Here is a 22283-nt window from a genome sequence, read left to right as displayed (position 1 = left end):
GTGGCTGACACTCATGCGCAAACATAAAGTGCTGCCGGTTTTTTGGCAAGAGCGGCCCACACCGCTGCCATCAACCCCAAAATAGCGGAAATCATGGGAGTTCGCGGCTGTTGCCTGACCGTTTCCGGGGTCGCAGCCGTGCTTCGGTGTTGCTTCCGTTGTGGTCGGACGATTCCGGACTTCGCGAGAAAAACGGGATCTGGTTGGCGGACCGCCGGGAAGCCGCAGGGATGGGGTGTTGTGCACCCGGAATCCCAATAATGGATTTTGTGGAGGAGTGTCGGATCTTCTGGTGTGGGGAGGGTGGGGTGCCCGGTGGAGGACGGGGAAGAGCACTGGAAGACGCCGCTGCGTCCGGTGCGGCGGAGGGGCGCGGCCCGCGTGCCCGCTGCTTCCGGAGAGGTCCGGCGCCGGCCGCCGGGGCGGTACGTGCGGCCGCCCGTGCCCGGGAGGGGAGCGGCCCCGGCGTGGACGGGGGCGTGTCGCACCGTGACCGTGATCCGCGGATCGGCCGCCCCAGGGTGCGGAGGAAGGGGGACGGCGCCGTCCGCTCCGGTCGGGGACCGGGGCGACCGCGCCGCGCAGACCATGAGTGAGACCGTTGCGATCCTGCTGCGCGACCTGGTCGACGACGCCGGACTGTTTCCGCCGACCGCGCTGCCGATGCGGCAGGCGCTGGCGCGTCACCGGGCGGACCGGACCGTCGGCCATCCCATGCACACCGGGCGTCTGCTGTGCCCGGTGGGCGCGCTGCCCGAACTGTGCTCCCGGCTCGACGACGGCGAGCGGGTCGATGTCGGCGTGGTCTTCGACACCGAGCGGGAGCTGCTCGGTGACGGAGGGGCGGCCGACCCGAGGACGCGGATCACCCACTACGAGATCCGGGCGTCCGGTCCCGACGTCGGCAAGGCCGCCCGCTACCTCCGGACGGCGGCCCGCCCCGTGCGCGGAAGGCGGTTCCTCTCCCGGAGGCTGCGGACCCCCGCGGCACCGCCGCCGATCTACGTCGAGTTCGACCGGGGCCGCGAGGGGCGTGAGAACATCGCCCAACTCTCCGGAGTGCCCGGCCTGGGGGCCCGGATCAGCTGCGGCGGAGCCAGCGAGGAGGCGTTCCCCGACCCCGACGAGGTGGCCGCGTTCATCGTGGCCTGCGCCGACCACGGGGTTCCGTTCCGGGTCGCCGCCGGACCGCACCACGCGGTCCGGCACACCGACCCCCTCACCGGGTTCGTCCCCCTCGGCTATCTCAACCTGCTCGCCGCCACCGCGGGGGCGTTGGCGGGGGACGGCCCCAACAGGGTGGCCAGGGTGCTGGCCGTCACCGACCCCGACCGCCTGCTCGCCCGGGTCCGCGGGATCGACGGGGCGACGGCGGTCGGGGTCCGGGAGCTGTTCGTCGGTTACGGTTCGTGCAGCACCCGGGACCCGGTGGTCGACGCCGAACGTCTCGGTCTGCTCGACCCCGCCCTCCCGTGGCCGACGTGAGGAGCACCGTGCGGGCGGATGGTCGGCCTTCCGGAGCGGACGACCCGCCGTACGGTGCTTCCGGCGGGGACGTGCGGGGACCGGACGCGGAAAGCCGATCCGCTGCCGGGCGGATCGGCTTCCCGGGTGCCGGAACGGTGCGGCGCTGAGGCGGCACGGCGGGATCGAGCACGTCACTTCCCGCCCGCTTCCCCGGAGTCCGGTGTCCGGGCGAGGGTTCGCCCGGCCGGTGCCGCTCGTGCGGGACCCGGCCACTCACCGGAGGACCGGGCGGCGTGGCCCGGAAGCCCCTCCCGCTCCGTGGAGGGGGAGGGTCACAGCCAGGGAAGCAGGTCCCACGGGCTCTTCTGCTGGCTGTCCTCGGACTGCTCGACGGACTCGGAGTCCTGGGAGGAGCGGTCGGTGTCCTCCTCCGAGGAGTCGCTGTCGGAGGCGGACCGCTCGGAGCCGAGCGAGTCGGCCACCTCCTGGACCTCGGCCTGCTCCAGACCGGTCCGGCGGGCGCACTCCACGACGGCGGCCTCGCGGGTCGGCAGCGGAACCAGTTCCCACAGCCCGGAGTTCCAGTTCGCTCCGCCCCACGGGGTGGTGACGCCGCCCTCGGTGGGGACCTCCTCGCGGGGCATGTCGGCCTCCTCGGTGAGGCAGACCATGACCTCGGTGGCCTGTTCGTCTGTCGGTCCGCCCGTCTCGCCGTCCTCGGTGCTGTCCGAGGACGGCGAGGAGGGCGCGTCGGCGGGCGCGGGCAGCAGGCGGGGCTGCTCCTCGTCCTGCTGCGCGCTCTCCGCGGAATCGGTCTGCTCCGTTGCGGGGTCGCCGAAGGGGGCCATGAGCCATGAGCGTTCGCCGCCCTCGCCGACCAGGTTCCGCATGAGGCCGAGTGCGGACCCGTCGCCCTCGTGGGTGACGGAGAAGGACGAGGCCGACTCCGCGTGCGGTGTGACGCCCTCGGCCATCTTCATCAGCTCGGTCGGGGACCACCGGCTGGGCTCCAGGAACACGGAGAGGGCCGCGCCCTCCCGGTCCACCCAGAACACCTCGCCGGCGGTCCTGGAGAGGTAGCCGGGGCTGCCGTTGACGGTGACCCTGCGCAGCGTCCGGGAGTCCAGGTGCCCGTGGTGCTGGTCGCGGACCTCGTCCAGGGTGAAGGCCGCGGCCCGGCGGCGCACGCCCACCTTCCCGTGGACCGTCTCGCCCCGGGACCACATCACGTACGAGGTGCGGTTGCCCTCGCCGTCGGTGGAGGTCTCCGTGCTGGAGCCGTAGTTGCTCAGGCCGGGCGGAAGGTAACCGACCCGGTATCCGTCGACCAGGTACGTCGACTTCTGGTGGACGGTCTGCGAGGCCGGGGCCGCGTCCCCGTCGGCTGCGGCCAGGGCGGGAAACCCGAACGCTGCCAGAGAGACGGCGGCCGCGCCCGCCAGCACGGTCCACCGATTATGGGGTTTGCGCATCGTGAACCTCTCGGTTGGCTGTTGCGAAAGAAAGCGGTGGGTGGCGTCTGCGCTGAAAGGGGACGCCGCCAGCTCCTAAATTCTCACAGGCGGTAATGGATTGCTTGCAAAAAGTGCCCGTGTCGTTCGGAGGCGGGTACCGAATCGACGGGTTCCGGTGGGTGAACCGGACGGATCCGCCGTCGCGAACGGCGCGTCCGCGGGGATCGGGGGCATCCGGTCGTTCCGGGCGGAGAAAAAGCAACCTGGTGACCGGGTCGGCCGGGCGGTGCTCTTCCCGTGGCTTTTCGGGGTGGAGAAGGGGGATGCGGACCGACCTGTCGAAACAAACAAAAAGTTACATGTCGATCGCGTAAAGGAGTGTGACGCAGATCACAATTTCACTTCCGAGAGTCGGAATCCCCTGTCATGGGAGCGCTTCCAAACGCGAGGCGTCCTGAGCTTCAGAGGGGCGCACTGGTTTCGCCGGGCGGCAAAAGGTACTTTTTTGGACTGTTATCGCTGTTTGGTCGTGCCGTCCACTGGAGGTGGCCATGACTGCTCCGTACGTGGTCATCACGGATACCGGCACCTGTGATCCGGCTCCCGCGCTCCGTCTGCTCACCGAAGCCGGTTTCCGGACCCGGGTGCTGCAGACCTGCGATCCCGCACGCATCGCGGTCGAGGCCGCCGGGGCGGTGGCCCTCATCGTCCACGACGCCCGGGTGGACGCCGCACTCCTGGACGCGCTGCCGACACTGCGTCTGGTCATGACCGCCCGCCAGGACTGTTCCGGGGTCGACGTCGCCGAGGCCGAACGGCGCGGACTGTGGGTCTCCCGGCCGCCCCGACGCGAGAACGTCGACCAGGCGGCCGGCCGTGCGCTCACCCTGACGCTGGCCCAGTTGCGCAGAATCGCCAACAACAGCCTCGCGCGGCTCCAACCAGCCCCCCGCGTGAGCGATCTCACTCTCGGGCTGGTGGGGATGGGGCAGGTGGCCACCGGGTTCGCCAATCTCGCCATGCCCCTGTTCCGGCGGGTCGTCGGTACCGGGTCGCGGCTGCGGAGCTGGCCCCGCGGGGTCGCCCGGATGGAACTGCCCCAACTGCTCGGCACGGCCGACGTGGTCTCCCTGCACGTGCCCGTGACCGTCGGCACCCGGGGACTCATCGGGACGCGGGCACTGGCCCGGATGCGTCCGGGCGCGGTCCTGATCAACCTGTCCAGTCCCGGCCTGGTCGACCGCGACGCGCTGCTCACCGCGCTGGACACCGGAGCGCTCGCCGGCTACTCCGCGGGATACCCACTGGCCGGAACCGGCCACCTGGACGAGACCTGCGCGCTGCGCAACCACCCCTCGGTGCTGTTCTCCCCGGAGAAGGCCGTCCGGGCGCAGGACCGGCTCGCGACGCTGGCAGGCCACGTCATCGCCTGGCGCGACCGGGGGTTCCCGGTCGCCACGGTGGCCAGCCCGCTCTCCCGGCCCCTGCAGGAGTCCGTTCAGACCTCCTGACGCCGCTCCCGCGGGCGGCCCCTCCCGAGGGAGACGGGACCCGACGGCAGGCTCCCCTCCTCGGAGGAGCGCTCCCGGCAGGCCAGTCGGTGCTGGAGCCGGTTGAGACGCCGACGCAGCCGACGGGCGACGTGCAGCGCCCTGTCGCGGGCCTCACGGGTCTCCCACCACCGGGAGTACGCCTCGATGCGCGCCTCGCGCAGCTCGGCGAGCTCGGCTTCCAACCGCCGCACGCGCGACTCCAGGTCGGTGTGTTCGCGCTCGCACACACCGAGCGCGCGGTTGCACGTCTCAACCTGGAGTTCGGCGCGGTTGACCTCGGCGAGCAGCGCGTTCAGCGCGTCCGCTCCCCGAATCCGACGCTTTCTGGCGAACCACACGCCCCTTCGGCTATCCCGTCTCCTCGACATTCAACAGCCGAAGGGGCAAAGAGCGCGGAAAGGTGCGACACGCGGGCAAAACCTCCCGCAGCGTCACGCCGCGGCCGTGCGCTCCCAGGAGGCGGAGGCGACCCGCGGAACACGGCGCCGCGAGAGCCGGGACGCGGGACGTACCTCGGCGTAGATCTGCTCGAACCGGTCCAGGGAGCGCCGGTGGTCGTGGGTCTGCGCGATCTCCCGGCTGGCGGTGCCCATGGCGGCACGGCGCTCGGGCGACTCCAGAACCGCGAGCAGGTGCCGGGTCAGCGCCGCCACGTCCCCCGGCGGGTACAGGTAGCCGTTGCGCTCCGGCCGCACCAGGTGCGGCAGGGCCAGCGCGTCGGCCGCCACCACGGGAAGCCCGGTGGACATGGCCTCCAGCGTGGCGATGCTCTGCAGCTCGGCCACGCTCCCGATCGCGAACAGGTCCGCGGCGACGTAGACCAGCGGCAGGTCCTCGTCGGGCACGAAACCGAGGAAGTGGACCCGCTCGGCCACCCCGAGCGACCGGGCCAGCTGCTCCAGCTCCGCCCTGCGCTGCCCGGTCCCCGCCAGCGCAAGCTGGACGTCGCGGCGGCGCAGCAGTTCGGGCAGCGACCGGACCAGCTCGTCGATGCGCTTCTCCTCGTCCAGACGGCCGACGAAGACCATGGTCTCGCGGTCGGGCAGCCCGAGGCGGACGCGCGCCGCGGCGCGCTCGTGCGGGCGCGGCCGGAACCGCTCCAGGTCGATGCCGCACGACACCGCCTCGACCGGGCGCCGGAATCCCTTGCCGGCCAGCAGTTCGGCGGCGCGCTGGGTGGGCGTGGTGACGTAGTCGGCCGTCTCCGCCACCCTGATCATGTCCTGCCAGGCCAGCGACCCCACGACCCCGTGCAGCCGCTCGGGGATGTGCGCGTGCGCGAACAGGTTGTCCGGCATGAAGTGGTTGGTCATCACCACCGGGACACCGGCCAGGCGACCGCACCGGATGGCCGCGCGGCTGACGGTGAAGTGGCTCTGCGAGTGCACGACGTGCGGCGCGAGCTGGTCGACGAGTCGGGCGACGTGCCCGCTCACCCCGAGGGGGAGCGCGGTGCGCATCGTGGGGTGGACCAGGACCGGGACCGAGCGCAGCCGGTGCAGCATCACGCCGTCGCGGACCTCCACGCGGGGCGGTCCCGACGCCGACGCGCACACCACGTGCACGTCGTGGCCCCGCTCCGCCAGTCCGGTGGCCAGGCGGTAGGTGAAGTATCCGGCCCCGTTGACGTCCGGCGGATAGGTGTCGGTGGCGATGAGAACGCGCCGCCGCGCCTCGCTGTCGCGCATGTTCCGACGGGTGCGCGCACGCTGGTTCGTGGAGGTCATCTGGGGTCTCCCGGTGTGGTGTGGACGAGGTCGGTTACGGAGGGGGTGGGGAAGTGTCGGGCCACTTCGGGGTTGCGGTTCTCGGCCCGGGCCAGCACGGTGGTTCCGGCGACCGCCAGCAGCACCGCGCCCGCTGCCAGCAGTTGGGCGAGCGGGGTGGTCGGCACCGCCTCTCCGAGCACCAGCACGCCGATGCCCGCGCCCACGACGGGGTCGACGACCAGGAGCGTGGCGTAGGCGGCGGCGAAGTGCCCGGTCCGGTAGGCGTTCTGCTGCAGCAGCCCGCCGAACACCGCGATGGCCACGGCCAGCAGGGTGAGCCAACTGAACACCGCGGTCAGGTCGGTGGCGGCGCCCACGGCCACGACACGGGTCAGCGCCGACGTGGTGCCCAGCGCGGCCCCGCCGAAGACGGCCAGTAGCACGGCCCGGGGACCCGCGGGAATCCAGTGGGCCACCAGGTAGCCCGCCGTTCCCACGGCTGCGACCCCTCCGGTCAGCGCCAGAGCGACCGGGACCGGCAGGACCGGCGGGTCCGCGCTGTGTGGGAAGAGGGTGAGCAGACCGACCAGGCCGACCATCACGGCCGCACCGGCCAGTAGTTGTCCCAACCGGATCCGCTGCCGATTGAACAGCGCCGACAGTACGATCGCGAACAGCAGTCCGGTGACTCCGAGGGGCTGGACGATGGTCAGCGGGGCCGCGCTCAACGCCACCAGGTGGAGGCAGACTCCCGTCGCGGCGGCCAGGGAACCCAACAGCCACCGGGGGCGGCGCGCCAGGTGCAGCAGGAAGCCGAGACGGGCCACGCTGGCGCCCGGGGCGCGGATCGCGTCACGCTCCTGGAGGGCCGAGCCCAGCGCCAGACAGAACGCCCCTGTCAGCGCGATCGCGATCGCCCAGGTCAAAGGGCTTTCCCATCACGGTGTGCAACTGTGTTCCGGTGCACGCGTTCCTCCCCGAATCCTGCCGGACGGCTGCGTCCTCGCTGTCACAAGGCTATAAACCGGCCGATGTCCCGATCTATGAGGAGAACACCCCCGATCGGGGTGGTGGTAGCCCCACCCCGATCGGGGTGGACCCGCCTCTTCGCACAGGAATATCCCCTGTGGGTTTGCGGGCGCCGAAGAGTCGGGAAGCCGGAGCGGAAATTCTGGCCAAAATTCGCGAATCTGCTGGCAGGGGTACCTAGGGAGTTTCCGGTCCGCCGCGGCCCCAGGCGAGCGGGTGGACCCGGTTCCAGGGTTTCGGGTGGCCCGGCCCCGAGGGGCCTGTCGCCTCGGGGAGGAGGGCATGCGACCCCCTCGGCCGAGGCCCCCGGAGACTCCTCCGCTCCTGGCTTCCCGGCGTCGGCCTCAGGACAGGTAGGGCGTCAGCAACTGGTCCACGGGGGCGTGGTCGTCGGTGAGGACCAGTCCCTCGGAGCGCCACCGGGCGAGCAGTTCACCGTCGGCGAGGGCGCCCGCCTCCGGGGCGGCCGCCACCGCTTCGGCCAGGGCTGCGGTGTCCAGGGGCGCGTCGGAGGCGACGACCACGTGGTTGCCCCCGGCGGGGGAGTCGAGGCTGCCGCGCTCCGCGACCACCGCCACGTGCGTGAAGACCTCGCCGAGCGTCGCGGTCTGGGCGGCGAGGAACGCGCGGGGGCCGCGGTCGATGACGTTGGCGACGTACAGCCCCTCCGGGCGCAGGACCCGCCGGATCTGGGCGGCGAACTCCCGGGTTGTCAGGTGCCAGGGAACGCTCAGCCCTCCGAACGCGTCCCCCACCACCAGGTCGCGACTGTCGGAGGCGAGGTCCACGACCGAGGTGCGGGCGTCGCCCGGCACCACGGTGAGGCCGGGACCGGTGCGCAGGTCCAGCTCCTGCCGGGCCAGTTCGGTGACGGCCGGGTCGACTTCGAGGACCGTGCTGGTCGACCCCGGGCGGGAGGCCGCCAGCCAGCGCGGCACCGTGTAGGCGCCGCCGCCCACGTGCAGGCTCTCCACCGGCCCCTCGGGGAGCTGGGAGTCCACGGCGGCGCCCAGCCACTGCGTGTAGGCGAACTCCAGGTGGGTGGGGTCGGCCAGGTCCACGTAGCCGTGCCGCAGGTCGTCGAGGTACAGCACCCGACCGCTGGGGCGCTCGGGGTCCGCCTCCACCCGGGCGCAGTAGTAGGCGGTCTCGGCGTCGCAGGGGGACTCCACCCCGACCAGCAGCGTGCCGCCGACCAGGCAGACGCCGAGCATCGCGAACGTGGCGCGCGGGCCGTGCGGCAGTCCGCCGCGCAGCGCGAACAGCAGGCCCAGCAGGACCACCGCGCCGCCGCTGACCAGCAGCACCGTGGAGACCGGGAGCATGGCGACGAGCACGTAGCCGGTCAGGACGGTTCCCGCGAGACCCCCCGCGGTGCCCCACGCGCTGAAGCGGCCGACGACGCTTCCGCCGTGCTCCAGGTCCGCCAGTTGGGTCTTGACCACCACGGGGGCGACCGCGGACAGCAGGGCGACCGGGAGCGCGATGCTGAAGGCGACCAGCAGCAGCGCGGTGATCGGTCCGGCGCCCGCGAGCTGCGGACCCAGGAGGAGCACGACGGGACGGGCCAGCAGGGTGCCGCCGCCGCCGAGGATCAGCAGTGCCGCCAGCAGCGGCGCGGCCCGCCAGCGGTCCGCGCCGTCGCCTCCGGCCTTGGCGCCCAGCGCGATCGCCGCCAGGGCGACCCCGATCGCCGCGGTGTAGGTCTCCAGGGTGTCCCCGGAGTAGGGCGCGACCAGGCGGATGACCGAGACCTCCAGGACCAGCACGACCGCGGAGGAGAGGAACACCACCGCCGTGGCGAGCATCCGGTTCATGGCAGCGAGGGTAGCGGAGGGGCGGACCGGCGAAGACCGCTCAGGTGGGCGGCGGTCCGCCCAGTTCGGCGGCCAGGGACCGGTTGACCTCCTCGGCCGCTTCGTGCAGGGCCCGGAGGGTGACCTCGATGGCGGGGCACCGCACGCTCGTGGCGCGCACGACGGCGTAGACCTCGCGGGCGGGGGCGCCGGGGATGCCGCGGTGGACCAGGCCGGGGGTGGGCGAGACGAAGGACAGCGAGGGGACCGCGGCGATGCCCAGGCCGCGGGCGACCAGGCTCATGATGGTGCCGATGCCCTCGAACTCCCAGACCGCTCCGGGGGCTCCGCCGACGTCGCTGAGCAGGCGGTCGATGGCGGCGCGGGAGGGTTCGCTCGAAGGGGCGGTCACCCAGGACTCGTCGAGGAGGCCGGTCAGGTCGACGGGGACGGACGGATCGGCCAGGCGGTGCCCCTCGGGCACCGCGAGCACCAGGGGGTCGCGCAGCAGCGGGTAGTGCCGCAGGGTGCCCGCCGCGCTGTCGGGGGCGCGCCCCGACCAGTCGTCGATGAGGGAGATGTCGGCCTCCGCGGTGCGGACCTGGCGGGTCCCGCTGCCCTCGGAGGTCTGGCGCAGCACCAGTTGCATCCCGTCGTGGGCCCGCAGGCGGTGCGCGAGGGTCGGGGCGAAGGCGACGGCCGCGGTGGGGAACGCGGTGATGGTGACCCGTCCGCGGGGCGCGCCGGTCTGCGCGGCCAGCACCGATTCGGCGGCCTCGACCATGGCCAGGATCTGTTCGGCGTGGCCCAGCAGCAGCCGTCCGGCGTCGGTCAGTTCCGCGCTGCGCGCGGTGCGGTCCAGCAGTTGCGTGCCCACCTCGCGTTCCAGCGCCGACAGTTGCTGGGAGACGGCGGAGGGGGTGTAGCCGAGGGCGGCGGCGGTCGCCGCGATCGTGCCCCGGACCGCGAATTCGTGCAGCACCTGGAGTCGTCTCAGATCGAGCATAAGGCCAACTTACGCTATCCATCGGAAAGATTAGCTTGTGCTAACGGATGGACACCGGCAGGGTGGGAAGTGGGCAACCGGTCGGCCCTTATCGGGCCAGTCCTCGTGATCTTTGATCAATTGGAGTTGAGCTCCATGCCGATAACCGTTTCCGCGACCCTCGCCGTCAACGAGGCGCTGACGCTCCGGCGCCGCCAGGGACTCCCCGTGCTACCGATGGGGTTCGGCGAGGCCGGACTCCCGGTCCACCCGGTGATGCGCGACGCACTGTCGACAGGGGGTGACCAGAACGGTTACGGGCCGGTCGCCGGTCTGCGGGAACTCCGCGAGGCCGCCGCGGGCTACTGGGAGCGCCGGAGCCTGCCGACCGATCCCGACCTGGTGGTCGCCGGTCCGGGAAGCAAGCCCCTGCTGTACGCGCTGCTGCTGGCGATCGGCGGAGACGTCGCCGTCGCCGCGCCGAGCTGGGTGAGCTACGCGGCCCAGACCCAGTTGGTGGGACACCACCCCGTCTTCGTGCCGACGCCTCCCGCCCAGGGCGGCGTCCCCGACCCGGAGCTGCTGGCCGAGGCCGTCACCGGGGCCCGCGCGGAGGGACGCGACGTGCGCGCGGTCATCGTCACCTCGCCGGACAACCCCACCGGGACCGTCGCGTCGCGCGGCACGGTCCGCCGCCTCGCCCAGGTCGCCCGCGAACTCGACCTGCTGGTCGTCTCCGACGAGATCTACCGCGACCTGGTGCACGCCCCCACCACGGTGGTGCACAGCCCCGCCGAGTTCGCCCCGGAGCGCACCGTCATCACCACCGGACTGAGCAAGAACCTCGCTCTGGGCGGCTGGCGGATCGGCGTGGCCCGGCTACCGCACAGCGAGACGGGACGGCGGCTGCACGCCGACCTGCTGGGCATCGCCAGCGAGATCTGGTCCAGTCCCGCCGGTCCGGTCCAGCGGGCCGCGGCCTACGCCTTCGGCGAGCCCTCCGAGATCGCCGACATGGTCAACCGCAGCCGCCGGTTGCACGGGATCGTCGCCCGGGCCGTCGCCGACCGGTTCCTCGCCGCGGGGGTGACGGTCATCGCCCCCCAGGCCGCCTTCTACCTCTATCCGGACTTCGGGGCCTGGCGGGAGTGGCTGGCCGCCGAGCACGACGTGACCACGGGACCGGAGCTCGCCCGGATGCTGCTGGAGCGCTACGGGATGGGGGTGCTGCCCGCGGCGGAGTTCGGGGAGGGCGCCGAGGCGCTGCGGATGCGGGCTGCCACCAGCCTGCTGTACGGGGAGACCGAGGCGCAGCGCTACAGCGCCCTGGCGGCCGAGGACCCCACGGCACTGCCGTGGATCCGCGCCCACCTGGACCGGCTCAGCGAGGTGCTCGACGAGGTGTGCAGCGAGGAGAACACGGCGCTGAGCGCTATGGCGAGCTGAAACGGGGTAGGACAGGTCCGTGGTGCGGGGCGGCCCGACCGGAGCGGAAGGGGACCGGGTCGCCCCGCACCATCGGGGCCAGCGTAGCGCCAAGCCGTGCCGCCGCGTCCGCGGCGGGGAGGCAGGCGTGCCTTCCGGACGGGGTCAGGCGGCGCGGCTGCCGGGGCGGTCGACGAGGCTGGCGCTGGGTGCGGTGACCTCCCGGTAGTGCGCGACCAGCAGTTCGTTGACGGTCTCCCAGGAGCGTCCCCGCACGCTGGGGCGGGCCGCGGCGGCCAACCGTGACCGCAGTTCGGGGTTGTGCACCAGGCGTCCGGCGGCCACGCGCAGCTCCCGGACCGAGTCGGGTGCGTACAGCAGCCCGTTCTCTCCGTCGCCGACCAGGTCCAGCGGCCCTCCGGCGGCCGGGGCCACCACGGGCACCCCCGAGGACAGCGCCTCCTGCACCGCCTGGCAGAAGGTCTCGTCGGCGCCGGTGTGCACGAAGACGTCCAGGCTCGCATACACCCGGGACAGGTCCGCGCCGGTGAGCTGACCGGTGAACACCGCGTCGGGGAGTCTGCGGCGCAGCCGGGCCCGGTCGGGGCCGTCGCCGACCACCACCAGCCGCACCCCCCGTAGTTTCTGCACGTGGCTGAGCAGGTCGACGCGCTTGTCGCGCGCCAGGCGCCCCACGTAGCCGACGATGACCTGGCCGTCGGGAGCGATCCGCCGCCGCAGTTCCTCGTCGCGGTGCGCGGGGTTGAAGCGTTCGCCGTCCACGCCGCGCGGCCACAGGTTCAGCCGGGGAAACCCCTGGGCCGAGAGCATCCGCAGGGTCGGGGTGGAGGGGACGAGGGTGCGGTCCACCGCCGAGTGGATCTGGCGCAGGTAGGGCCAGAGCGTGCGGGAGGCGGGGATGCCGTAGCGCCGGGCGAATCCCACCAGGTCGGTCTGGAAGACCGCGACGGTGGGCAGCGCCCAGCTGCGGGCGGCCTCGACTGCGGCGTGGCCCAGCAGCACGGGCGAGGCCAGGTGCACCACGTCGGGGGCGAAGGCGCGCAGGGCCGCCGTCATCAGTCGGCGCGTGGGCAGTCCGGCGGAGAAGGAGCGGTAACCGGGCAGCGACATTCCGGGCAGGCGGATCACCGGGAAGCCCGCGTAGTGGGTGGGGCCCCGGCCGGGGGCGATGATCACCGCCTGGTGCCCGGTGGCGGCGAGGTGTTCGGCGACGCGGCAGACCGAGTTGGTCACGCCGTTGACCTGTGGCAGGAACGATTCGGTGACGATGGCCACCCGGAGCGGCGCGTCACCGGTCGGGGGGACGGAGGGCATCGGCTTCTCCTCACGGACGAGGATGGGCTGCCTTACCGAACCGACGGTAGGCAGCGTGTGTGAACCGGTTCCGCTCGCGGAGTGAACGCCCGGTGGAGGTCGATGGACGGGACGTTTCGCGGCGTCCTCGGGGCCCGCGCCGCCAAAGGACGCGGAGGGGTCCGTGTCATGGCGGATGCGCCCCCGAGCCGGTTCACGGCACGATGTGACGGGCGGTGCGCGGAAGGCGCCGCCGGAACGAAGGAGGAGAGACGGTGACACTCGTGGAATGGGCGCGACTGGTCTGCGCCGAACTGGAGCTTTCCGAGGAGGTCGACCGGAAGGACGTGGATCGCGTCCTCGACCTGGCCCGGGACGCCGCACACTCGGTGGCCCGGCCGGCGGCTCCGCTCACCACCTACCTGCTGGGGATCGCGGTGGGTCGGGGCGCCGACCCGGAGACGGCGGCACGTGCGCTGAGCCGCCTGGCCCAAACCTGGTCAGAGGGAACAGATAAATAAAGAATTCATAAGTGGTGCATGACATAATGGCGGAAAACGGGTGAATGGGTGGCCTCGGCGCTACAGTTGCGCAAAACCAAATGACCGTCCATGATCCCCACATTCCTCGCGATTATTGACACGTTCGGTCACTTTGGGTGACAGGGATACTGCGGAAAATCTGTGACCTGGTAGAGGGCGGGTAGCGGCGATGGAAGAAGTCCAGTCAATTCTCTCCGAGGTGAACAGCGTCATATGGGGGCCATTCGTCCTCATTCCGCTGCTGCTCCTCACGGGAGTCTTCCTGACGGTCCGTCTCGGCGGACTGCAGTTCCGGATCCTCGGACACGCGCTGTGGCTCGCGCTGGTCCGCCGCAAGGAGCAGCACGGCGAGGGCGACATCTCCCACTACCAGGCGCTCAGCACGGCGCTGGCGGCCACGGTCGGCGTCGGCAACATCGCCGGTGCGGCCCTGGCCATCGGGGTGGGCGGTCCCGGAGCGCTGTTCTGGATGTGGGTGACCGGCCTGCTGGGCATGGCCACCAAGTACAGCGAGGCGCTGCTCGGCGTGAAGTACCGCCGCAAGGACGCCAGGGGCGAGCAGAGCGGCGGTCCGATGTTCTACCTGCGCCACGGGATCGGCGGCGGGTTCGGCATGGTCCTCGGCTCCCTCTTCGCCCTGTTCGGCGCGGTCGCGGCGTTCGGCATCGGCAACATGACGCAGGCCAACACCGTGGCGGCCCAGTTGGGCAGCGTGTGGTCGGTCCCCACCTGGGTCACCGGGGCCGTGATGGTCGTCGTCGTGGGCGCGGTCGTGCTGGGCGGTATCAGGAGCATCGGCCGGTTCGCCGCGGGCGTCGTGCCGATCATGATCGTCGCCTACATCCTCATCGCGGTGGTCGTGCTCATCGTGCACGTCCCGGAGATCCCGGCGGCGCTCGTCCTGGTCTTCACCGACGCCTTCAGCGGTGCGGCGGCCACGGGTGGCCTGCTCGGCTCGGCGCTGCTGTTCGCGATCCAGCAGGGCGTGGCGCGCGGCATCTTCTCCAACGAGTCCGGTCTGGGCACCGGCGGTATCGCCGCGGCCGCGGCGAAGACCGACCAGCCCGTCCGCCAGGCCATGGTCTCCATGACCCAGACCTTCATCGACACCATCGTCGTGGTGACCATGACCTGCCTGGTCATCATCGTCACCGGGGCCTGGGAACAGGGCAGCAGGGACGACGGCTCGCTGATGACCTCCCTGGGCATGGCCGAGGGACTGAGCCGCATCTCCCCGGCGCTGGCGCCGCTCGGTGAGTACACCGTCGCGATCGCCGTGGTGTTCTTCGCCTTCACCACGCTCGTCGGCTGGTGCTACTACGGCGAGCGCTGCATGGACTACCTCTTCGGCCGGGTCGCGGTGGTGCCGTTCCGCCTGGTGTTCGTGGCCGTGGTGTTCGTCGGCGCGACCACCGAGCTCAACCTGGTCTGGACGTTCAGCGACATGGCCAACGGGCTGATGGCGCTGCCCAACCTGCTCGGTCTGCTGCTGCTGTCGCCGATCGTCGTCGCCGAGACCAAGAAGTACTTCGCCAACCCCAACTGGCGCGACCCCGACCTGGTGGACGTCAAGTCCTAGGCCGCGGCCGGGCCCGGAGGGACCAGCCCTGCGGGGGTGAGTCGGTGCGGGCGGGTGGGAACCCCGGGGTTCCCACCCGCCCGCACCGCTGTGTGCGGTGTCCGGACCGGGGCGCCCCGGGTGCGCCGACGAACCGGAGCGGTCCCTGGCCCAGCGGGCCGGGGGCGAGAAGACCTACCTGCCCCACCAGGCGTGGAAGTGGTGGACCGGCCCCTTGCCCTTGCCGACCTCGAGTTCGTCGGCGTGGCGCAGTGCCTCGGTGAGGTAGTCCTTGGCCTCGCGCACCGCCTGCGACCAGGTGGGCCGCTGCGGGCGCAGCGCCGCGACCGCCGAGGACAGCGTGCACCCGGTCCCGTGCGTGTTGGTGGTGGACACCCGTTCGGCGGTCAGGACCTCCGCGGGGGCGTCGGCCGACAGCAGCAGGTCGGTGCTGGTGGCGCCGGACAGGTGGCCACCCTTGAGCAGCACCCGCCGGGGGCCGAGGGCGAGCAGCCGCTCGGCCTGGGAGCGCATCTGCGCCTCGTCGGCGGCCTCGGCCTCGCCCAGCAGGTCGGCGGCCTCGGGCAGGTTGGGGGTGATCAGGTCGGCGCGGGGAAGCAGTTCGGTGCGCAGCGCCTCCACGGCGTCGGCGGCCAGCAGGCGGTCGCCGCTCTTGGCCACCATCACCGGGTCGACGACCACGTTGGGCAGGTCGTAGGCGTCGATCGCCGCGGCCACCACCTCGATGACCTCGGTGTTGGACAGCATGCCGATCTTGACCGCGTCCACCCGCACGTCGGTCAGCAGGGTGTCGAGCTGGCTGCGCACGAACGCGGCCGGAACGTCGTGCACCTCGCTGACACCGGTGGTGGTCTGCGCGACCAGTGCCGTCACCACCGTCATGCCGTAGCCGCCGAGCGCCGAGAACGCCTTCAGGTCGGCCTGGATGCCCGCTCCGCCGCTGGGGTCGGTGCCCGCGATGGACAGGATGTTGTGACTCACCGGGACGTCCCTCCGCTAGTACTACCTAGTTCAGGTTCAGCGGGTGTTCTCTCAGCCGACCGGGAGGGTCGGCACCCCGCGCCCACAGGGCAAGGCTAGCAACGCGACGCCGCCCCTCCGACGGCGCGGAGGGGCGGCGCGAGCGGTGCGGGAGGCCGGGAGAGGGCCTTCAGGGCGCCCCGGCCCGAGGGGGCCGGCGGCCTCGGCTCCCCGACGCCGGTACGGGCGGCGGGATCAGTGCAGGACCTCGTCGCTGTCCCCGGACCGGACGGAGGGAGAGGCGGGCCCGGACGGTTGCCCACCGCGGGCGGTCAGCCGGTACTCGACCAGGATGATGCCGATGACCAGGGCCGCGCCCACCAGGGCCAGCACGGCGCACAGCACGAGGTTGTCCTGGGGGGCCAGCAGGCCGCGGCCCTCGTCCTGCCACGGCCACAGCGCCCGCAGCGATCCGGCCAGCAGTCCCGTCATCACCACCAGGGTGAGGTGGTGGAACCGGTCCAGCAGCCACTGCAGCAGTTTGACGAACAGGGCCAGGCCGATGATCGCGCCCGCGGCGAAGGTGGCGATGTAGCCGAGGTCGCGGTTGTTGATCGCGTCCATCGTCGTGGTGTACAGGCCGAAGGTGAGCAGGAAGAACGAGCCCGAGACCCCCGGCAGCACCAGCGCGCAGATCGCGACCGAGGCGGCGCCCATGACGATGAGGGGGTTGGGCTCCACCTCGGAGGGGGGCAGGCCGGTCAGGAAGAACGCGGCCGCCGCCACCGCGAGCGCGATCAGGTAGTCGCCGATCCTCCAGTGCCGCCCGGACGCCGAGTAGGGCACCCACAGGGAGGCCAGCACCAGCCCGAAGAACAGGGCGTAGGACTCCTGGGGGTTGTGCTCGACCAGGGGGGCGAGCAGTCTCGCCGCGACCAGCACGGTCAGGGCCATGCCCACCAGCAGGGCGAGGATGGTCCCCCAGTCGGCCCTGCCGAACTCCTCGCGGGCGCGGGCCAGGCCCCTGCCGCGGACGAGGTCGGCGGCCAGCAGTCTGACCCCGCTGACCACGTGGCCCGCCGAGCCGATGAGCGTCTCGTAGACGCCGGTGATCAGCGCGACGGTTCCGCCGCTGATACCGGGGACGACTTCGGCGGTTCCGATGAGGCCGCCGCGCACGCCGTTGAGCAGATGGGTGCCGATTGACTTCGCCATGTCCTACTTCTCGTCGTGAAAGGGGAGTCGGGCACGTCCCGCACCGTGCCGGGGCGGGTGCGGGGTGTCGACGCCCAGCGGAAACGGAAGGGCTGCCTGGCGCGGTGCGCTCGCGGGGAGGTCGATGTGGTCCGGCAGGCAGGCACCAAGTGTAGGGCGGAGCGGGCTGACACGGCGACAGAGCCGCACCGCCGCCGTCGGCGCGGGTACAGCGGCGCGGTGCTCAGCCGGACAGCGCGTGCTGCGGTTCGCGGGCCACCCTGGAGGCCCACCGGTAGTCCTGCTTGCCCACGGCGGTCCGCCTGACCTCGTCCACCACGCGGATCGTGCGCGGCACCTTGAATCCGGCGAGTTGGACGCGGCAGTGGGAGCGCAGTTCCGCGTCGCTGGGCCGCCGCCCGGGAACCAGGGAGACCACGGCGCTGACCCGCTGGCCCAGCCGCTCGTCGGGGGCGGCGACCACGATGGCGTCGGCCACCCCCGGATGCGACTTCAGGACCGCCTCGACCTCCTCGGGGTAGACCTTCTCGCCGCCGGTGTTGATCACCGTGGACCCGCGGCCCAGCAGTTCGACGGACCCGTCCGCCGCGACGGTGCCGTAGTCGCCGGAGATCGCCCAGCGGCGGCCGTCGGCGTCCACGGGGAAGGTCTGCGCGGTCTTCACCGGGTCGTTGTAGTAGCCCAGCGGGATGCGTCCGGTGCGGGCGATGCGGCCGATCTGCTCGGAGCCGGGCGGCAGCGGGCGCAGCCGGTCGTCGAGGACGGCCACGCTCGCTCCCATGGAGAAGTAGCGCGTCTTTCCGTTGCCCGTCGCCGACGCCGCTCCGCACACGCCGGTCTCGCTGCCGCCGTAGCTGTCGTTGACGGTGATGTCGCGGCGCCAGGACCGCCACAGACGCCGCGCGGTGGGGGTGAGCGGGGTGCCGCCGGAGCTGACTGTGGTCAGCTCCGCGCACCGGCCGGGGCTGCGCAGCAGTTCCTGGGCGAGGGGGCGGGCCATCGCGTCGCCGACGCACTGCACGATCTGCGCGTTCTCGCGGTCGGCGAGTTCCACGATGCGGGTGGGGGAGAAGACGCGGTCGGTGTTGAGCACCGTCGTCGCCCCCCGGAACAGCATGCTCAGGGCGTTCCACTGGCCGGCGGCGTGCATCAGCGGTCCCAGCACCAGCATGCGCAGGGGGGTGGCGCGTGCGGCCCGTTCGGCGACGGCCACGGCGTCGGCGGCGCGCGGTGTGCCGGGGCGGCGCTGTTCCAGGGCCACGCGGAAGATGTCCTCCTGGCGCCACATGACGCCCTTGGGGTAGCCGGTGGTGCCGCCGGTGTAGAGCAGGTACAGGTCGTCGCCGCCGGTCGCGGGCAGCGGTGTGGCCGAGCGCGCGGCGGCGGCCAGCGCGTCCTCGTAGTCGACGCCGTCCACCTCGGCCGGGGAGTCGTCGTCGATGAGGACCACGTGGCGCAGCAGCGGCAGGTCGCGGCTGATCCCGGCGACCGTGGCGGCCAGGGAGCGTTCGGCGACGAGGGCGACCGCGTCGGCGTCGTCCAGCAGGTAGCGCAGCTCGGCCGCGACGTAGCGGTAGTTGACGTTGACGGGCACGGCTCCGGCGCGCCAGGCGCCGAACGCGGCCTCCAGCCATTCCGCGCGGTTGAAGCACAGGATCGCCACGTGCTCGCCGGGGCGGATGCCCGCGTCGAGCAGGTGCCGGGCGACGAGGGTGGCGCGGGCGTCGAGGTCGGCGTAGGTGAGGCGGCGCGCCCCCGCGACGACGGCGAGCCGCCGGGGTGCCGCGGCGGCGACGGCGGTCAACAGTCCGGACAACGAGAGGTCCGCTCCACCGTGGGAGCCGGCCCCGGATCCCAGAACTCGCATTTCGGTCATTGTGCCCCTGTCGCTGTTGTGCCCGTGAGCGGGTGTGAGGATCGATCCTGCATCTATGACGTGGGTCACACTCAGTTGGGGTCGGTTATTGGAAAAGGTGGAAAGGTGCGAAGAAATGCCTGGTCAGAAGGGGTGTGAAAAAACGGCGGAGGCGTTTCCCCAGTGTCGGCGGGTCACATCGTCACCGGACGTGTGCCCAAGGTCACTGTCGGGTGGGGGTGACTTCGGCGCGGTGGAGTGCGTGGAGTTGCTCACGGACGTCCATCAGCGCGAAGCCGAGCAGGTTCTGCCCGCGCCACCGGGAGACGTCCCCGGCCCGCTCGTCGTCGGCGGCCAGACCGATGCCCCAGATCCGGTCGACCGGACTGGCCTCGACCAGGACGCGCTCCCCGGTGCCCAGCAGGAAGTCCCCCAGGTCCCGGTGCTGTCCGAACTTGGCGAGGTTGCCGCGGACGACGACGGCGCGGCGGTGCCCGACCCACGTCGTCTCGTCGAATCCCCGCACCGTGCGCCCCAGCTTCTTGGCCTCGCCCGGGTGGGCGGCGGCCAGCACCGCCTCCCGGGCCTCCCCGTCGCCGAACAGCCGCGCCTTCTCCGCCATCATGAAGTGCTCGGCGGTCCGGTAGACGGTCTCCTCCAGTGTGAAGGGCGCCTCCCACCACTGGCTCAGGCAGCCGGGGCCGACCCCTCCGCCGCGCGGCGGCCGGTGCCCCCAGAAGAACAGGAACCTGAGCCGCTCGCCCCGCTCCTGCGCCCGGGCGAGTTCGGCGGCGTCACGAGCGTGCATCCGGACCTCCTCTCCGCTCCCGTCCCCGGCGCGGGCACCGGGGGCACCGGCACGGGCCGCACCGGGACCGGGTGTCGCCGATGACATCCCCCGATCGTCCGAGCGGGCGCGTCACCGTCCGATGACGCGGGTATCCCGAACAGACAACGATCAACGGCGATCGGAGCGACCCATGAACAGGACCCGTCCGCCCACCCCGGCGGAGACCGACGGAGCGGGAGGCAACCTCCCCGCCGACCGCCACATCGCCCTGGCCGAGAGGTACTCGGCGCACAACTACCACCCGCTGCCCGTGGTGCTCGCCGAGGGCGACGGCGCCTGGGTGACCGACGTCGAGGGCCGCCGCTACCTCGACTGCCTGGCCGGGTACTCGGCGATGAACTTCGGGCACCGCAACCCCGAACTGCTCGCCGCGGCCCACCGCCAACTGGACCGCCTGACCCTCACCAGCCGGGCCTTCCACCACGACCGGTTCGCGCCCTTCGTCACCGCGCTGGCCGGACTCGTCGGCAAGGACCGGGTCCTGCCGGTCAACACCGGCGCCGAGGCCGTGGAGACCGCGATCAAGGTCGCCCGCAAATGGGGATACGAGGTCAAGGGCGTTCCCGACGGGCGGGCCCGCATCGTGGTGGCGGGCGGGAACTTCCACGGCCGCACCACCACGATCGTCTCCTTCTCCACCGACCCCGACGCCTACGGCGGGTTCGGCCCCTACACACCGGGCTTTTGCGTCGTCCCCTACGGCGACGCCGGGGCCGTCGCCGACGCGGTCGACGCCGACACGGTCGCGGTGCTGGTCGAACCGGTGCAGGGCGAGGCGGGGGTGATCGTGCCGCCGCCCGACTACCTGCCGCGCGTGCGCGAGATCTGCACCCGGGAGAACGTGCTGCTCGTCGCCGACGAGGTGCAGTCGGGGCTGGGCCGCACCGGAACCGTGCGGGCCTGCGAGCACAGCGGAGTGGACGCCGACGTCTACCTGTTCGGCAAGGCGCTGGGCGGCGGGCTGCTCCCGGTCTCGGCGGTCGTGGCCGACGCCGCGGTGCTCGACGTGATCCGACCGGGACAGCACGGCAGCACCTTCGGCGGCAACGCCCTGGCCTGCGCCGTGGGGGAGACCGTGGTGCGCCTGCTCCGCGAGGGCCCCTACCTGGACAACGTGCGCCGTCTCGCCCCGGTGCTGCGCGCCCGGGTCGAGGAGTTCGTCGGCGGCGGGGTGGTCGCCGCGCGCTGCGTCGGCCTGTGGGCGGGCCTCGACGTCGATCCGGCGCTGGCCACCGGCCGACAGTTGTGCGAACGGCTGCTCGCCAGGGGCGTGCTGGTCAAGGACACGCACGGCTCCACCATCCGGCTCTCGCCGCCGCTGGTCATCGGCGAGGAGGACCTGCACCGGGCGCTGGACCGCCTCGCCGAGGTGCTGGCGGACCTGCGCGCCGGCCGGTGACGCGGCGCGGGGTCACGCCGTCTCGGAGGCCAGCACCTCCGGAGTGGCGCCCGCCACCACGTCCCGGGTCGCGTAGAGGGGGCGGTCCGGACCGGTCTCGATCTGGTCGACCACCAGTTCGCCGACGGCCCGGTGCCCGTCGGCGTCGGGGTGGAAGGTGCTGCGGTCCAGGGTGACGCCCGTGGCGAGGTCGCGCAGCAGCACCCCGTTGACCCAGGGATCCTCCGCGCCGATCTCGTGGCCGTCCAGCGCGTGGTAGACGTCCACGAACTCCACGCTGCCCACCATGTCGGCCTCGACGATCGCGGAGTCCTGCACCCGGACCGCCTCCTCCAGTTGCCCGTTGAACTCCTGGACCGTCTCGTTCAGCCACGCCTGGCTGCTGGCGGTCAGCGTGTAGTACGACCCGGTCGGCTCCTCGGGAAACAGCCGGGGGTAGCCCACGACCAGGACGCGGGCGTCGGGGGCGCGTTCGCGCACCCGCGCGATCAGTTCCTCGAAGGTCTTCTCGAACTTCTCCATCCGGTTGAAGATGTCGTCCTCCTGGCCGGTGCACGCCCCGCTGTCCAGCAGCGGGACCCGCACCATGCACGTCTTGAGGACCGTGGAGAAGCCGAGGTCGTTGCCGCCGATCCCGATGGTGACCAGTGAGGTGTGGGGAGCCTCCCAGGACAGCTGGGCGCCGTCCTCGCCGACCGTGTCCAGCATGGCGTGGCCCCGCTGCCCGCTGCACGCCAGGAACGACAGCTGCCCGGCGAAGTCGTGGGCGGCGGCGACCAGCTCCGGGTAGGCGTTGGCCGAGCGCCAGCATCCGCCGCTGACCGCGGTCTCGGGGTGGTAGTCGTGGGCGCCGTCGCCCGAGGAGTAGGAGTCGCCCAGCGCGTAGTAGTTGCCCCAGGTGGCGGCCTCGACGGGGGAGAGTTCGAGGTACTCGCCGTCGCTGTCGGGCCGTCCCCCGGAGTCGACCGGGACGCCCGTGCACCAGCTCTGGGTGGCCTCGCACCACATCCGCCACATCGTGTCGCGGCTGCCGGGCACCGCCAGGAGGACCACCAGTGTGACAACCAGCAGAGCGGCGGGCACGCCCAGGAGCAGCCGCCGCGTCACGGTCGCCGACGCACGTTCTCCCCTGCCCAAGAACCTCTCCCCGT

General features: G+C 72.2%; 18 protein-coding genes and 1 riboswitch. Of the genes, 6 read left to right on the top strand and 12 right to left on the bottom strand.

Annotated features, from left to right (window positions below; all coding sequences use genetic code 11):
• Positions 1-588 precede the first annotated feature (588 nt).
• Positions 589-1485 carry a hypothetical protein gene (locus tag NI17_RS14170; RefSeq protein WP_068688671.1) on the top strand — a complete coding sequence of 299 codons (897 nt, stop codon included), beginning with the start codon at positions 589-591 and terminating at the stop codon, positions 1483-1485.
• Between the two features lie 314 nt (positions 1486-1799).
• On the opposite strand, the gene NI17_RS14165 is transcribed toward NI17_RS14170, so the two are convergent.
• Positions 1800-2939, bottom strand: a complete 1140-nt coding sequence (locus NI17_RS14165) for a hypothetical protein (RefSeq protein WP_068688673.1) — start codon at positions 2937-2939, stop codon at positions 1800-1802.
• Positions 2940-3472: 533 nt separating this feature from the next.
• Between NI17_RS14165 and NI17_RS14160 the strand changes: the two genes are divergently transcribed.
• Positions 3473-4432 carry an NAD(P)-dependent oxidoreductase gene (locus NI17_RS14160; RefSeq protein WP_068688675.1) on the top strand — a complete coding sequence of 320 codons (960 nt, stop codon included), beginning with the start codon at positions 3473-3475 and terminating at the stop codon, positions 4430-4432.
• Here NI17_RS14160 and NI17_RS14155 read toward each other — a convergent pair.
• The 5 genes from NI17_RS14155 to NI17_RS14135 all read right to left on the bottom strand — a co-directional run bounded on the left by NI17_RS14155 (position 4420) and on the right by NI17_RS14135 (position 10014).
• Positions 4420-4812 carry a hypothetical protein gene (locus tag NI17_RS14155; protein ID WP_068688677.1) on the bottom strand — a complete coding sequence of 131 codons (393 nt, stop codon included), beginning with the start codon at positions 4810-4812 and terminating at the stop codon, positions 4420-4422. The two genes, NI17_RS14160 and NI17_RS14155, sit on opposite strands and share 13 nt — an antisense overlap.
• 93 nt (positions 4813-4905) lie before the next feature.
• Positions 4906-6162: a glycosyltransferase gene (locus tag NI17_RS14150; RefSeq protein ID WP_481571774.1), complete on the bottom strand. Its 1257-nt coding sequence runs from the start codon at positions 6160-6162 to the stop codon at positions 4906-4908.
• A 35-nt stretch (positions 6163-6197) separates the two neighbouring features.
• Entirely contained in the window at positions 6198-7109 is a 912-nt protein-coding gene (locus tag NI17_RS14145; protein ID WP_068688680.1) for a DMT family transporter, read from the bottom strand.
• 447 nt (positions 7110-7556) lie between these two features.
• Positions 7557-9020, bottom strand: a complete 1464-nt coding sequence (locus NI17_RS14140) for a fused MFS/spermidine synthase (RefSeq protein ID WP_243597516.1) — start codon at positions 9018-9020, stop codon at positions 7557-7559.
• 49 nt (positions 9021-9069) lie between these two features.
• Positions 9070-10014, bottom strand: coding sequence for a LysR family transcriptional regulator (locus NI17_RS14135; RefSeq protein ID WP_068688684.1), 945 nt, complete (start codon positions 10012-10014; stop codon positions 9070-9072).
• Between the two features lie 135 nt (positions 10015-10149).
• On the opposite strand from NI17_RS14135, the gene NI17_RS14130 reads away from it, so the two are divergent.
• Positions 10150-11439 (top strand): pyridoxal phosphate-dependent aminotransferase, encoded by a 1290-nt coding sequence (locus NI17_RS14130; RefSeq protein ID WP_068688686.1) that lies wholly within the window; start codon positions 10150-10152, stop codon positions 11437-11439.
• A 144-nt stretch (positions 11440-11583) separates the two neighbouring features.
• Here the strand turns inward: NI17_RS14130 and NI17_RS14125 are convergent, their stop codons facing one another.
• Positions 11584-12753: a glycosyltransferase family 4 protein gene (locus tag NI17_RS14125; protein WP_068688688.1), complete on the bottom strand. Its 1170-nt coding sequence runs from the start codon at positions 12751-12753 to the stop codon at positions 11584-11586.
• A 254-nt stretch (positions 12754-13007) separates the two neighbouring features.
• On the opposite strand from NI17_RS14125, the gene NI17_RS14120 reads away from it, so the two are divergent.
• A complete protein-coding gene (locus tag NI17_RS14120) occupies positions 13008-13253 on the top strand; it encodes a DUF6457 domain-containing protein (RefSeq protein WP_068688693.1) in 246 nt (81 codons plus the stop codon).
• Positions 13254-13443: 190 nt separating this feature from the next.
• Positions 13444-14853 (top strand): alanine/glycine:cation symporter family protein, encoded by a 1410-nt coding sequence (locus NI17_RS14115; RefSeq protein ID WP_068688694.1) that lies wholly within the window; start codon positions 13444-13446, stop codon positions 14851-14853.
• Between the two features lie 174 nt (positions 14854-15027).
• On the opposite strand, the gene thiD is transcribed toward NI17_RS14115, so the two are convergent.
• The 4 genes from thiD to NI17_RS14095 form a co-directional block, all read right to left on the bottom strand.
• Entirely contained in the window at positions 15028-15834 is an 807-nt protein-coding gene (gene thiD / locus NI17_RS14110; RefSeq protein WP_068688696.1) for a bifunctional hydroxymethylpyrimidine kinase/phosphomethylpyrimidine kinase, read from the bottom strand.
• A riboswitch (TPP riboswitch) is annotated at positions 15825-15923 on the bottom strand. It overlaps the preceding gene by 10 nt.
• 145 nt (positions 15924-16068) lie before the next feature.
• Complete coding sequence (locus NI17_RS14105) at positions 16069-17028, bottom strand: DUF368 domain-containing protein (RefSeq protein WP_243597515.1); 960 nt, start codon at positions 17026-17028, stop codon at positions 16069-16071.
• A 223-nt stretch (positions 17029-17251) separates the two neighbouring features.
• Positions 17252-18904 (bottom strand): acyl-CoA synthetase, encoded by a 1653-nt coding sequence (locus tag NI17_RS14100; protein ID WP_068688698.1) that lies wholly within the window; start codon positions 18902-18904, stop codon positions 17252-17254.
• A gap of 202 nt (positions 18905-19106) precedes the next feature.
• Positions 19107-19691 carry an NADAR family protein gene (locus NI17_RS14095; RefSeq protein WP_068688699.1) on the bottom strand — a complete coding sequence of 195 codons (585 nt, stop codon included), beginning with the start codon at positions 19689-19691 and terminating at the stop codon, positions 19107-19109.
• Between the two features lie 172 nt (positions 19692-19863).
• Here NI17_RS14095 and rocD point away from each other — a divergent pair, with 172 nt between their 5' ends.
• On the top strand, positions 19864-21132 hold the full coding sequence (gene rocD, locus NI17_RS14090) for an ornithine--oxo-acid transaminase (RefSeq protein WP_068688700.1): 1269 nt from the start codon (positions 19864-19866) through the stop codon (positions 21130-21132).
• A gap of 12 nt (positions 21133-21144) precedes the next feature.
• On the opposite strand, the gene NI17_RS14085 is transcribed toward rocD, so the two are convergent.
• Positions 21145-22269, bottom strand: coding sequence for an SGNH/GDSL hydrolase family protein (locus tag NI17_RS14085; protein ID WP_243597514.1), 1125 nt, complete (start codon positions 22267-22269; stop codon positions 21145-21147).
• Positions 22270-22283: the final 14 nt, after the last annotated feature.

It is taken from the genome of Thermobifida halotolerans (genome assembly GCF_003574835.2).
Taxonomy (GTDB): Bacteria; Actinomycetota; Actinomycetes; order Streptosporangiales; family Streptosporangiaceae; genus Thermobifida; species Thermobifida halotolerans.
Note: the sequence above shows the minus strand (reverse complement) of the source record. Positions and strands in the feature narration are given on the sequence as shown.

Bases quoted from the DNA above. Each gene is read 5' to 3' on its own strand.
- NI17_RS14140 (WP_243597516.1), bottom strand. From the start codon at position 9,020: ATGCTCGCCACGGCGGTGGTGTTCCTCTCCTCCGCGGTCGTGCTGGTC.
- NI17_RS14115 (WP_068688694.1), top strand. From the start codon at position 13,444: ATGGAAGAAGTCCAGTCAATTCTCTCCGAGGTGAACAGCGTCATATGG.
- NI17_RS14095 (WP_068688699.1), bottom strand. From the start codon at position 19,691: ATGCACGCTCGTGACGCCGCCGAACTCGCCCGGGCGCAGGAGCGGGGC.
- NI17_RS14135 (WP_068688684.1), bottom strand. From the start codon at position 10,014: ATGCTCGATCTGAGACGACTCCAGGTGCTGCACGAATTCGCGGTCCGG.
- NI17_RS14100 (WP_068688698.1), bottom strand. From the start codon at position 18,904: ATGACCGAAATGCGAGTTCTGGGATCCGGGGCCGGCTCCCACGGTGGA.
- NI17_RS14130 (WP_068688686.1), top strand. From the start codon at position 10,150: ATGCCGATAACCGTTTCCGCGACCCTCGCCGTCAACGAGGCGCTGACG.
- NI17_RS14160 (WP_068688675.1), top strand. From the start codon at position 3,473: ATGACTGCTCCGTACGTGGTCATCACGGATACCGGCACCTGTGATCCG.
- NI17_RS14170 (WP_068688671.1), top strand. From the start codon at position 589: ATGAGTGAGACCGTTGCGATCCTGCTGCGCGACCTGGTCGACGACGCC.
- NI17_RS14105 (WP_243597515.1), bottom strand. From the start codon at position 17,028: ATGGCGAAGTCAATCGGCACCCATCTGCTCAACGGCGTGCGCGGCGGC.
- NI17_RS14165 (WP_068688673.1), bottom strand. From the start codon at position 2,939: ATGCGCAAACCCCATAATCGGTGGACCGTGCTGGCGGGCGCGGCCGCC.
- NI17_RS14125 (WP_068688688.1), bottom strand. From the start codon at position 12,753: ATGCCCTCCGTCCCCCCGACCGGTGACGCGCCGCTCCGGGTGGCCATC.
- NI17_RS14150 (WP_481571774.1), bottom strand. From the start codon at position 6,162: ATGCGCGACAGCGAGGCGCGGCGGCGCGTTCTCATCGCCACCGACACC.
- rocD (WP_068688700.1), top strand. From the start codon at position 19,864: ATGAACAGGACCCGTCCGCCCACCCCGGCGGAGACCGACGGAGCGGGA.